Here is an 11,960-nt window from a genome sequence, read left to right as displayed (position 1 = left end):
CATCAAACTATAAAATCAAACTTTTAAATGCTTTAAAACTACTTAATAAAACGAATTTCCTTATGAAAACCGGGATTGCGTTAGGGATGGAAGTGGCATCCTTTTTGTTTTTTCTTTAAAAACAAAAAGATAGAACGAATAGCCCGACCTGAAAAGGGAACGCCCTAGAAATCTAGAATTGTATCGTAATGTTTGTGGTGGTTTTTAAATTCTTGAATACCTTCTTTGAAGGTCAGGTACTTGGCTCCATTTTTCTTGTTGTGTTTGCTAATCAAATACATATAGTGGAAATGACGCGTGAGTTCCTTCCAACCAAATAGTAGCGAGTGTTTTGGATCGTACATATGTGTGGGCTCACTGATAGCGCCGTTTATTTCAACAATTTGAAAGTGTTTGCCCTGTGCTAAATCATCAAATGACTTATACATAATATCCATTCTGCCGAAATGAAATCCATCAATTTGTTGGCAAATTTCATTAAAAGTTTCCGTCATTTTAGGGGTTATTTCAAAGCTAGCATCAACGAATTTGGTGCCTCGGCAATGATTTCCATAAGGAACTAAATTAATAACCTCTCCTGTTTCTAAAACAGTCTCTAATTGTTCTTTGTATTCTGCTTCCAACGTTTCCAATTGAAATAAATAACGTAAGTCTTGTTGGATTAATTCACGCAGTGTGTTTTTCCCGTTTCCCGTTACAATCATGAATTCTTTGGCTACGATTCCAGTAATTTTGCCAGGTTGGTTCGGTAGTTTTACGTAAAAGAGTCCAATTTCATTTTCATACGGAATTAAATCTTGAATCAGTATTTCAAAATTTGCTTTTTGTATGTAATTTTCTAATTCATCAACTGTATTTATTTTTTTTACTGCCGTTCCTCTCAAACCAATATTAGGCTTGGCAATGAATGGTAATCGGATATTTTCAATTTTAATTTTTGAAATGATTCCGTTTAGAGCTTCGTTTGATTGAATTAAAATCGTTTTCGGATAGTATGCTGGAGGAATTAAATCGTAAATTTCTTTTTTAGATTCCAGAAAAAAACCTCCGTTTTTGAAGGTAGGATTAGACGCATTGAAATAAAAAAAAGACTGCGTTCTAACAGCATAAAAAAGGTATTGAAAATATACAGGTAAATACACAACTTGGTATGGCCAATATTCCCAATTCGTTAATTTATGGATGAATAGTTTAAACTTCATTTGTTTATTTCATTAAATCTAAATAAGACATTTTTATACTTTCTGAAGTAATCAAACATTGGGTAATGCTGACAGTTTTCAATTCATTATTTCGCTCTATTTGTAAACCGTATTCTGAATTTGTTTTTTCCTTAAGTTGATGAAAATTTAAAATAGCTTCTTCATCTAGCTTTTGATTATTTGTAAAAAAATGTGTAAACCAATTTTCTCTTTTGGCTCTAATTTCTTTAGGATATAGAGTAGAAGAGGACCAAATATGATGCGAATTTATAGCAAATTCGACTTTGCTTTTTTCAATTTCATTCCATTGCAACTGGTGCAATTTATTGTTTTCCCACAAGATAATCGTAAAAGGTTCTATAGCTTCTAAATCCATTGCTTGCCAAAGGTTTAAGCTATCAGATGAACTTGCTAATTCCAGCACAATTAAGCCTCTGCTTTTTCGATAGTAAGGTTTAATTTCGTGCTTTTCTGCTGCTCCATTCAATAAAACGATGACTTTGTTATCGGTGTTTGCAATCCAAGTTCCGCCAGCTTGTGGGTCTTTTGGAAAGGTAATTTTACATCCATCAATTTCATATTCCATAGGAGTTATAGCACGTTCACGTGCGACTCTTTCATCTCGATTAGAGGTGATTATAAATCCATTGGAAGTAGGGATAAAAGTTACTGTACACATTCTTTTCTATAAGCTATAGTTGAAGGTGCAATGCCAAATGTATTGGAGATAGTGATATGTGGAAAACTAAATAATGCTACTTTTATCAAAGCTTGGTGGTGGATGCTGTGTTCCAAATTATATAATAATTCACGAAAATAATTGGTCGGTAACAACTCACTTTCACTATAACAATTATGTACTAATGAAAGTTTTTTATTTGGTTTTTCAAGACTTTTCACTTGATTTTCAAGAATTGAAATGGCGTAATTGACATCCGTTTGAATTTTTACTTCTCTTTGACGGATGTCATAATTTATAATTCCAGTTTCGTAATTTACTAATAAACAATCCAGTAATTCAATACTATGACGAATATGCTGGCCAATAGTAGTTCCACTTAACTTCATGTTTTCTGTCGTCAATTCTACATTGGTTAACTGCCGAAGTAGTTGAATATTTTCTTCTAAATTGCTTTTTACGAAATGAATTAGCATATTATTTTGTCTCGGGAATGAATTTTACAGATACTGAATTGGTGCAAAATCTTTGTCCTGTCGTTTCTCTTGGACCGTCATCAAAAACGTGACCTAAATGTCCATTACATTTGGCGCACATTACTTCAGTTCTAGTCATTCCAAAAGAGGTATCTTTTTTATAAATTACTGAACCTTCGATAGCTTTATCAAATGATGGCCATCCGCAATCTGACTCAAATTTTGTTTGCGAAAGAAATAAATCGTTTTCACAAGCGGCACAAACATACTTACCTTTTTCAAAATGATTCCAGTATTCGCCAGTAAAAGCTCTTTCAGTTCCTTTATTTCTTAAAACTTCATATTCTACTTCAGAAAGTTGTGCTTTCCATTCTGCATCTGTTTTTTCGATTGTTGCTTTCATAGTTTTAACGTCTTCTTTTTTTTGTGATTGACACGATTGTAATGTAATTACTAAAAGTACTAAAAATAAATTTTTCATAGCTAACATTTTTTCAAAATTAATTGTTTTAATTCAATTACTCTGTTAACTTATTTACAAAATATTTGAATTAGGTGTTGATTTCTAAATCCTTAATATAGTCTTCATGCTCATAGAAAAAACGTTCAAAAGCATCCATTTTTTCACTGAAAAACTCAAATACCACAGGCCAAGTTTTTTTGTTGTTAATGCTTATCCCTTCTTTTTCTACCCAAACGCGACTCAATATTTTTCCACTTGGTAAGTAAAAATTGCGCTCAAAAATAGCATCAGGTAAATACTCTTCCAGAAGAATATTTTTTAATGATTCTACCTTCTCATAATATACTATACGTTTATTTTCCTCTTTTGGTTCTATATCTAATAAAACCTGTGCTTTTTTATTATCGATATGAAACTTAAAAGTCACATCTTTTATTTTTGTATTGTACAATATCCATTTTTTCGGGTATTCTGCGGCAAATGCGATCCAAAAATCTTTTTTTATTTGCAATGCTTCTTCTTTACTAAACATATTTTTTTATTATGAATGTTGTTTTCTTTAAAAAATTCCTATCTTTAAGACTGCTAAAATTTTAAGGAGATGCTTTTTAAAGATTTTATAAATTATATTCCAAAGATAGAAAAAGAAAAATTGCTTTCTACAGATGCGCATGCAAAAATGGCACCCTTAGAACGTATTTCGTATTTAAAAGAAGAAAATTACCAAGAAAATAATCCACGTCAAGCGGCTGTTTTAATGCTTTTTTATCCTAAAAATAAGCAAACTCATTTAGCACTAATCGTTAGGAATACTTATCCTGGTGTGCATTCTTCTCAAATTGGCTTTCCAGGTGGAAAAGTAGAAGAGTCAGATTTTAATTTAGAAGAAACTGCTTTACGCGAAACACACGAAGAAGTTGGAATTAATAGAGAAAAAGTAGAAATAATTAAATCATTTAGTCAAATTTATATTCCACCTAGTAATTTTTTAGTGGCTCCATTTATGGGGATTTCGCAACAAGAATTAACCTTTGTACCTGATTTACACGAAGTGAAACGTGTTTTAGAATTTCCCGTTGAAGATTTTCTTAGTGAAAAAAGTATTACCAAAGTAAAAATGACTACTTCTTACGCCACCAATATTGAAGTTCCGGCATTTATGGTTGATAAATATGTTGTTTGGGGTGCTACTGCAATGATGATGAGCGAGTTAAAGGAAACTATAAAAAGCGCTTTGCTTTAGGGGTAAATTATTATGCGATTTTATACTTTTTTTCTTTATAAAATGCCTGATTTTACTACATTTGCTATCTTGTTTTGTTAAAAAGAGAAAAAAATTATGGGATTATTTAAGAGAAATCCTTTTGGACATATATTGTTTTTAAAAACGTGGTTAATTCGAATTGCAGCTTTTATTACACACAGACGTTATAAAAGTTTTAACCAATTGAAGATTGAAGGCTCGGAGATTATTAGAAGTTTGCCTGATACAAATGTGTTATTCATCTCAAATCACCAAACTTATTTTGCCGATGTAGTAGCAATGTTTCACGTGTTTAATGCAAGTTTAAAAGGAAGAGAAAACAACATCAACAATGTACTTTATTTGTGGAATCCAAAGCTAAATATGTATTATGTAGCCGCTAAGGAAACCATGCAAGAAGGTTTATTGCCAAGAATATTAGCTTATGCAGGTGCAATTACCGTAGAACGCACTTGGAGAGCTAAAGGCGAAGATGTAACAGAGAAAAAAGAGGTGAACCCAAATGACACTGAGAATATTAAAATTGCTTTAGAAGACGGATGGGTAATTACTTTCCCGCAGGGAACAACACGGTCGTTTAAACCCGTTAGAAAAGGAACAGCGCATATTATTTTACAGCACAGACCTATCGTGGTTCCTATTGTCATTGATGGTTTTCGTCGTTCGTTTGATCGCAAAGGATTGCGTATTAAGAAGAAAGGTATTTTACAATCATTTGTAATTAAAGAACCTTTAAAAATTGATTATGATAATGCAACGGTTGATGAAGTAGTGGAAATGATAGAATATGCTATTGAGCAACATCCATCCTTTTTAAAGGTAATTCCTTCTGAAATTTTAGACGAACAAGCAAAACTTGATAAAGAAAGAATGTGGAAATATTAGCATAAAAAAAGAGAAGCAATTGCTTCTCTTTTTTGTTTTAATTTACAGCTTCAACCTTATAACCTTTTTTTCGAAGTAATTTAATTACACCTTCATCTCCAGCTAAGTGGCCAGCGCCAACACCAAAGAACGTTGGCATTTCTTTAGCCGTTTTAATAATTATTGGAATCCAATTTTTATTTCTATTGTTTAATAAAACATCTTTATTATCCGCAGTGATTTTATTATCCGAGTCATCCATCATTTTCAACATCCCTTCGATATCTTTGCTGTTATAGCTATCCATTATTTTCTGGAATTCTATTTTGTCTTTTTCTAAACCGTTTTTTGCAGTTTTTAATAGTTCATCTGCTTGCGTTTGGTATGGAATTGCATCAAAAACTTTCATTTGTTCTTCGACTTTTTCCAAACCATATACTTCTTCATTTTGCTCTTTCGTCACGCGCATTAGCTCTGATTCTACTGATGCATATTTACAGTCTAATAATTTTGGCATCAACATAGCACTAACCATAAAAGGCTTGAATGTATCAAACATTTTGGCTGACATTTTTATGTTTTCCTTCAAAAATACATCAACAATTTCAAAGTCTTCAGCACTTAATAATGTAGAAAGTTTCTCATCATCATTCATTTTCATATACTTCATCATCTGCATAGGCATCGCCTCGTCGTCCATATCAATCTCTAAAAACAGTTGCTCTGTTTCGTCTAACGCTTTTAAAGTATTCGCGTCTAATGTTGCATCACAAGTAGCGTGAATGGTACCAAATAAATAAGACGGACTCTTCAAGCCTTTACCTGATATTTTCCATAACAAGCTCTTTTCTAACTCCTGAGCATTAGCAAATAGGGAAGCAAAAATCCCAACAAATAAAAATAACTGTTTCATTAAAAATCAATTTTTTTAAGTTCGTAATAATTCTTTTGAAGTCGCTTCATTAATATTCCGTATAACAACCTATAAAACAACCAAATAAGTCCAATAAAAACAGCAATTACAATAACAAAAATCGTAATTAAAAAAATGGCCTGAAAATTATTTGAATTTTCATTTTGCATCCCTTGATTCAATAATTTTTGAAACTCTGAATCATACATAAACTGGTAGGTGAAGCCAAATATTATTAAAGAAGATAACATTCCTACATTATACCACACATAATATTGTACCGTTTTTCTAGTTTTTAGAATGCTTTGCATTAATTCTTTGACCGTGTCTGTAGTATTAATTGCTTTATAATTTTTATAAAACAAGTAGATGAAAAACAAGATAACAGCATAATGCAAGAGGTCTATAACAGCTATTATTTTGTCTAAATGGATTTCTGCTAAGGTGTTTGAATACGTGTCGTTTGGAACTAAAAAAGAAAATATATTCCACAATACAAGTTCTAAAACACTAATAATCAATATCCATTTCACAATCGACGACGATCGTTTATGCAGCATGCCATAAATATCTTTTTCGGTTACTTGGTCAAAAATGTTTTCGTTTTTTTTCCAGTCTTTTTTTAATATTTCTAATTCATCCATAATTACGGATTTAATATTTTTCTTAATTTTCCTTTCACACGGTTCATTTTTACCCGTGCATTTACTTCACTAATACCTAATGTTTCAGATATTTCAGTATAATTCTTGTCTTCTAAATACAAGAAAACCAGCGCTTTCTCAATGTCATTTAACTCACTTATGGCGCTGTATAATAATTTTAATTTTTCTTCTTCCTCAAAATTGTAATCCTCCTGCGTTACCTTGTGGAACGTGTTGTCAAACTCAATGGTGTCAATCGTTCTTTTCTTTTTTCGGTAAAGTGTAATCGCAGTGTTTAATCCCACTCGGTAAGCCCAAGTGGTAAATTTAGAATCGCCTCTGAAGTTCGGAAAAGCCTTCCACAACTGAATCGTAATTTCCTGAAACAAATCTTTATGAGAATCGGCATCAGTAGTATACAACCGACAAATTTTGTGGATTATATTCTGATTTTCTTTTAACTGCTGTACAAAGAGTGCTTCCGATTCTGATTTCATATACAATAAGTAGTTGTTTGGGCTATTATGTTACAAGTATACTTCTTTTTTGGAGCAATTTCCTGCTATCCATTACAAGTTTTTACAAACAATACTTTTTTTGTAAGTTCTAAAAAGAGCTTCTTAGGTCGCTTTTTTACAACAACAAAAAATAGCATTCTTTCATAAAAAGCTTTCCATTACTATCAGGGCTATGAAATAGTAGTGCTAAAGAAATTATATTTTTTATTTTTTCAAAGTAATATTCCTGCAAAAAAATCTAAGAATGGTTAATCAAAACCGTATCTTCGTATCAATTATTAGTGCTTAAAAAAATGAATGTACCTCGTAGTAGTTTTCCTCGAATTGTAATCGTTGGTGGTGGTTTTGGTGGCATCTCTTTAGCTAAAAAATTACGCAATAAAAACGTACAAGTAGTTTTACTAGACAAACACAACTATCACAATTTCCAACCCTTAATGTATCAAGTCGCAACTGGTGGATTGGAACCTGATTCTATTGCTTACCCAATTCGGAAAATAGTTCAAGAATACAAAGATTTCTATTTCAGAATGGGCGAAGTACGCGAAATTGACGGCGAAAAAAATATTATTTATGCCGATATAGGCGAATTGAAATACGATTATTTAGTTATTGCAACCGGTTCAAAAACCAATTATTTCGGCAATAAAGAAATCGAAAGCAACAGTATGGCTATGAAAACGATTCCACAATCGCTAAACATTCGAAGTCTAATTTTAGAGAATTTCGAACAAGCTTTACTAACAAATGATATTGACGAACGCCATAGTTTAATGAATTTTGTTTTGGTGGGTGCCGGACCAACAGGAGTAGAGCTAGCCGGAGCATTGGCCGAAATGAAAAAAGCAATTCTACCAAAAGATTATCCTGATTTAGACGTACGAAAAATGGAAATCAACTTGGTGCAAGGTAGTGATCGCATTTTAGATTCAATGAGCAAAAACGCTTCAGAGAAAGCCGATAAGTTCCTAAAGGAATTAGGCGTTAGTATTTGGAAAAACGTTCGCGTAACCGGTTATGATGGTAAAATAGTGACTACCACCACAGATTTGTCATTTGATTCCGCTACTGTTATTTGGACGGCGGGCGTGCAAGGCGCTTTGCCTCACGGATTAAAAGCCGATAGTTTTGTAACAAGAATCAATCGGATTAAAGTCAATCAATTTAATCAGGTCGAAGGTTACGATAATATTTTTGCCATTGGCGATATTGCTTTAATGATTTCCGATAAAAATCCGCAAGGACATCCAATGATGGCGCAACCTGCGATGCAACAAGGAAAATTATTAGGCGAAAATTTAGTCCGTTTATTAGCCAAAAAGCCAATGAAACCTTTTGTCTACAAAGACAAAGGCTCAATGGCAACCATTGGTCGCAATAAAGCGGTTGTAGATTTACCAAATTATAAATTCAGCGGCGTTTTTGCTTGGTTTGTTTGGATGTTTGTGCATTTGTTTTCGCTAATCGGATTTAAAAACAAAGCGGTTGTCTTCTTAAATTGGGTTTACAATTACGTCCGATTTGATCGCGAAGCACGATTAATAATGCGACCTTATAAGAAAAGAAAGCAGATTAGTTTTACAAGTGATGAAGTTTAGTAATTACTGAACACAATTTATTGCTCACTGCCAACTTTCTCATAACCAATCGCTAAACCGACAAATTTGCTGTAGCCTTCCATTCCGTCTTTTTGTTGGTTTAGTTTTAGGAAATTATCGTAAAAATATTCGAAGAATGTATTAATTGGCGTTTTGTATTCGTTCCAGAAAACCTCGTTTTCGTCAAAGTTTTTCAGCACTCCTTTGTTAATTTTTGCTACATAAGGTTTAGAACTTCCTTCTTTTAAATGCTCTAGATTATTCAAACCATAACGCAAAGCAAAACTATAGGCCGAATACTGAAAATATATATCATCATTTTTAGAAGCGGTTATAAATCCAATGAAATTACATTCACTTTCACTTCCAATTCCCGTTTGATGTGCCATTTCGTGACAAGTAGTTAAAGGCGAAGTATATTTTGGTTTCAAATAATTCACTTGTGCTTCATTTGTAAACGGATTCAAATAACCACCAAATCCCATATAACTCAGCGGAAGACTAAACAAAGAAGATTTAATACTTTTGTTTTCATATCGAAACTCCTTTAAATCTTCAGGCAATTTGTTATAACCTGCTAACGATTTTTCGTAAATTTCTGCATCAGAATAGGGAATCACAACAATTGCTGTGTCATTTTTAGTGATTTCGAATTGCAAAGTATTCGTTTTCGATATCATTTTTTCAATGAAAACTTCTAATTCTTGCTGGGAATATTCTTTTTCAATTTGTAATTTTTCATGCAAAGGAACTCGGTAATAATTCATTCCCCACAACAAATGAAAGAAAAAGTAGAAAAGCGAAATCCAACTCAAAACTGCCAATCCATTATTTTTCCATTCCTTAAAAAAACCAATGCGGTGTTTCCAAATCCATCGAACTAACAAAATAATTAGAATTAAGTAAATCACATCGCCAAATGAAAACGGTAATTTACCTAAAATGCTTCGCGATAAAAAAGCCAACTTCGGATAAAAACCGTTGCTGTACCAGTTTTCAATAAAATCAGGAAATAGCCCAATAGTTTTTACAAGGATAATTTGGACGATTAAAAATATAGGAAGTAGGAATTTTCTTTTCACAATGCGTTTTTAAAATGTAAATATAATCACAAATCAATTTGTAAAGAAATTAAACTTTGTAACTTTGTTGCATTGATATTTAACACACACACAAACATAATGAGTCAAGAAGTTAGAAATTTAGAGCCGAAAGCACTTTGGAATAAATTTGCCGATTTAAATGCCGTACCAAGACCTTCTAAAAAAGAAGAACGTGTTATTGCTTTTATGATGGAATTTGGGCAAAAATTAGGATTGGAAACGTTTGAAGATGATATTCGTAACGTAATTATTCGCAAACCTGCAACTCCAGGAATGGAAAACCGCAAGCCAATTGTTTTACAAGGACATTTGGATATGGTGCACCAAAAAAATAACGATACTGATTTTGATTTCGATACCCAAGGAATTGATATGTATGTTGATGGCGATTGGGTTCGTGCTAGAGGAACAACACTTGGTGCTGATAATGGGTTAGGAGTAGCGATGATTATGGCTATTTTAGAATCTACTACAATCAAACATCCAGCTATTGAAGCTTTGTTTACTATTGACGAAGAAACTGGAATGACAGGTGCTTTAAACCTTAAAGGAGGAATTCTTAAAGGGGAAATCTTGTTAAATATGGATACGGAAGAAGATGATGAAATTGACATCGGTTGTGCCGGTGGAATTGACGTTACTGCAACGAGAGATTATAACGAAGAAGAAACTCCAGAAGGTTCTGTAGGTTATACCATTACTGTAAAAGGATTGAAAGGTGGTCATTCGGGAATGGATATTCACAAAGGATTAGGGAATGCAAACAAGATTATGAACCGTTTATTATTTGACGGATTTGAAAATTTTGGCTTGCAAATTGCCGAAATCTCAGGCGGAAGTTTGCGTAATGCCATTCCTCGTGAAAGCGTTGCCCAAGTAATTATTGCATCAATTTATGACGAAGCGTATGTTTTTGATATGCAAGAAATCATTGGCGATATCAAAACTGAATTCAAAACAATGGAACCGAATTTGACAATCGAAATTGTTAAAAACGATACACTTCCTGCTAAAGTTATGGATTTAGGCGTTCAAGAAGGATTAGTAAGAGCAATTTATGCAGCACACAATGGCGTTTATAGAATGTCAGCGGATATGGAAGACTTAGTAGAAACTTCGAACAATATTGCAAGAGTAATTGTAAAAGAAGGTCAAATTACGATTCAAAACTTAACACGTTCATCAGTAGAAACTTCTAAAATGGACTTGGCAAATGCCTTGCGTTCGGCTTACGAATTATTCGGTTGTGAAGTTGAATTTGCAGGAAGTTACCCAGGTTGGACACCAAATGTAAATTCTGAAATATTAGACGTCTTGACTTCTATTTACGAAAAACAAAATGGTGAAAAAGCGAAAGTAGTAGCTTGTCACGCAGGATTAGAATGTGGAATTTTAGGCACAAATTATCCGGAAATGGATATGATTTCTTTTGGACCAACAATTCACGGAGCACACAGTCCAGATGAAAGAGCTTCAATTAAATCGTCTCAAAAATTCTGGGATTTTGTTTTGGAGATTTTAGAGAATATTCCGGTTAAAGCATAAAGATTTAGAAATTCTAGAGAAACCGCTGAAGTGATTCAGCGGTTTTTTTTGTATAAATTCAAACTAAACTCTTACATCATATAGCTTAAAAAAAGGCTCACTTTCGTGAACCTTTCTGTTTACTTAACTCAAAATAATTAAAACTATCAGCGGAAAAATTATTCCTGCTGCGGCTAGTTTCCAACCGCGTTTTTTGAATGTATTTTTACCGTGCGTAACCATTAAGGTTCCTGTGATGGCAATTAATATCAATGAAATTCCAAAAATATCAGAGTAGTAAATCCACCAATTGGAAGTGCTTTTATGTAATTTCATTGTTTGACTAATGATTGGCGTTTTGTTAAATGCTACGATTTCACCAACTCCCGTTTCCATATCGATTTCTACATCGTGCTTTTCAAAAGAAATTTTAAAAGTGCCTTTCTTCACACTTTGACGACGCATTTTATCATCTATGCCCAATTCTTTTCCTAAATTTTCAGCAAATTCTTCAGTAATCTGACTTTTATCAGGAAGCGCAACTTTTATTACTTTTGTATTGACAGTATATTTTTCGGGATGCCAATTTTCTCTGTGGTTCATTAAAATTCCTGAAAAAGCAAAGGAAACTATTAGGCCAACATAAAAGTAGCCAAAATCGCGGTGAATATCTCTGATTAATTTTTGTTTCATAGTAAAAAGGTATCTTGTT

14 protein-coding genes are annotated in these 11,960 nt (G+C 32.9%); 4 read left to right on the top strand and 10 right to left on the bottom strand.

From position 1 onward, the window contains the following. Positions 1–164: 164 nt before the first annotated feature. The 5 genes from T1L09_RS09805 to T1L09_RS09785 all read right to left on the bottom strand — a co-directional run bounded on the left by T1L09_RS09805 (position 165) and on the right by T1L09_RS09785 (position 3,352). Positions 165–1,202 carry a D-alanine--D-alanine ligase gene (locus T1L09_RS09805; protein WP_322550784.1) on the bottom strand — a complete coding sequence of 346 codons (1,038 nt, stop codon included), beginning with the start codon at positions 1,200–1,202 and terminating at the stop codon, positions 165–167. A gap of 4 nt (positions 1,203–1,206) precedes the next feature. Beyond that, positions 1,207–1,881 (bottom strand): NRDE family protein, encoded by a 675-nt coding sequence (locus tag T1L09_RS09800; RefSeq protein ID WP_322550783.1) that lies wholly within the window; start codon positions 1,879–1,881, stop codon positions 1,207–1,209. Continuing rightward, on the bottom strand, positions 1,869–2,357 hold the full coding sequence (locus T1L09_RS09795) for a DinB family protein (RefSeq protein ID WP_322550782.1): 489 nt from the start codon (positions 2,355–2,357) through the stop codon (positions 1,869–1,871). The genes T1L09_RS09800 and T1L09_RS09795 overlap by 13 nt, the downstream gene beginning before the upstream one ends. Position 2,358: 1 nt before the next feature. Then, the gene (gene msrB, locus T1L09_RS09790; RefSeq protein WP_322550781.1) at positions 2,359–2,838 is read right to left on the bottom strand and encodes a peptide-methionine (R)-S-oxide reductase MsrB; all 480 of its coding nucleotides are present in this window, start codon (positions 2,836–2,838) and stop codon (positions 2,359–2,361) included. A gap of 70 nt (positions 2,839–2,908) precedes the next feature. After that, positions 2,909–3,352: a DUF4268 domain-containing protein gene (locus T1L09_RS09785; protein ID WP_322550780.1), complete on the bottom strand. Its 444-nt coding sequence runs from the start codon at positions 3,350–3,352 to the stop codon at positions 2,909–2,911. 69 nt (positions 3,353–3,421) lie between these two features. Here T1L09_RS09785 and T1L09_RS09780 point away from each other — a divergent pair, with 69 nt between their 5' ends. Continuing rightward, on the top strand, positions 3,422–4,063 hold the full coding sequence (locus tag T1L09_RS09780; protein ID WP_322550779.1) for an NUDIX hydrolase: 642 nt from the start codon (positions 3,422–3,424) through the stop codon (positions 4,061–4,063). A 96-nt stretch (positions 4,064–4,159) separates the two neighbouring features. Then, positions 4,160–4,969, top strand: coding sequence for a lysophospholipid acyltransferase family protein (locus T1L09_RS09775; RefSeq protein WP_322550778.1), 810 nt, complete (start codon positions 4,160–4,162; stop codon positions 4,967–4,969). A gap of 37 nt (positions 4,970–5,006) precedes the next feature. On the opposite strand, the gene T1L09_RS09770 is transcribed toward T1L09_RS09775, so the two are convergent. The 3 genes from T1L09_RS09770 to T1L09_RS09760 are packed head-to-tail and all read right to left on the bottom strand — an operon-like array spanning position 5,007 to position 7,002. Next, positions 5,007–5,861: a TraB/GumN family protein gene (locus T1L09_RS09770; protein WP_322550777.1), complete on the bottom strand. Its 855-nt coding sequence runs from the start codon at positions 5,859–5,861 to the stop codon at positions 5,007–5,009. Continuing rightward, positions 5,861–6,505: a hypothetical protein gene (locus tag T1L09_RS09765; protein WP_322550776.1), complete on the bottom strand. Its 645-nt coding sequence runs from the start codon at positions 6,503–6,505 to the stop codon at positions 5,861–5,863. The genes T1L09_RS09770 and T1L09_RS09765 overlap by 1 nt, the downstream gene beginning before the upstream one ends. 2 nt (positions 6,506–6,507) lie before the next feature. Further along, complete coding sequence (locus tag T1L09_RS09760; protein WP_322550775.1) at positions 6,508–7,002, bottom strand: RNA polymerase sigma factor; 495 nt, start codon at positions 7,000–7,002, stop codon at positions 6,508–6,510. A 314-nt stretch (positions 7,003–7,316) separates the two neighbouring features. Here T1L09_RS09760 and T1L09_RS09755 point away from each other — a divergent pair, with 314 nt between their 5' ends. Further along, on the top strand, positions 7,317–8,621 hold the full coding sequence (locus tag T1L09_RS09755; RefSeq protein ID WP_322550774.1) for an NAD(P)/FAD-dependent oxidoreductase: 1,305 nt from the start codon (positions 7,317–7,319) through the stop codon (positions 8,619–8,621). Between the two features lie 17 nt (positions 8,622–8,638). On the opposite strand, the gene T1L09_RS09750 is transcribed toward T1L09_RS09755, so the two are convergent. After that, positions 8,639–9,703: a DUF3810 domain-containing protein gene (locus tag T1L09_RS09750; protein ID WP_322550773.1), complete on the bottom strand. Its 1,065-nt coding sequence runs from the start codon at positions 9,701–9,703 to the stop codon at positions 8,639–8,641. Between the two features lie 99 nt (positions 9,704–9,802). On the opposite strand from T1L09_RS09750, the gene T1L09_RS09745 reads away from it, so the two are divergent. Next, entirely contained in the window at positions 9,803–11,269 is a 1,467-nt protein-coding gene (locus T1L09_RS09745; protein ID WP_322550772.1) for an aminoacyl-histidine dipeptidase, read from the top strand. 123 nt (positions 11,270–11,392) lie between these two features. Here T1L09_RS09745 and T1L09_RS09740 read toward each other — a convergent pair whose 3' ends face one another. Beyond that, positions 11,393–11,941 (bottom strand): PepSY-associated TM helix domain-containing protein, encoded by a 549-nt coding sequence (locus T1L09_RS09740; RefSeq protein ID WP_322550771.1) that lies wholly within the window; start codon positions 11,939–11,941, stop codon positions 11,393–11,395. Positions 11,942–11,960 lie beyond the last annotated feature (19 nt).

The sequence above is a fragment of the Flavobacterium psychraquaticum genome (genome assembly GCF_034497725.1).
Taxonomy (GTDB): Bacteria; Bacteroidota; Bacteroidia; order Flavobacteriales; family Flavobacteriaceae; genus Flavobacterium; species Flavobacterium psychraquaticum.
This window is presented reverse-complemented; position numbering and strand designations above follow the sequence as displayed.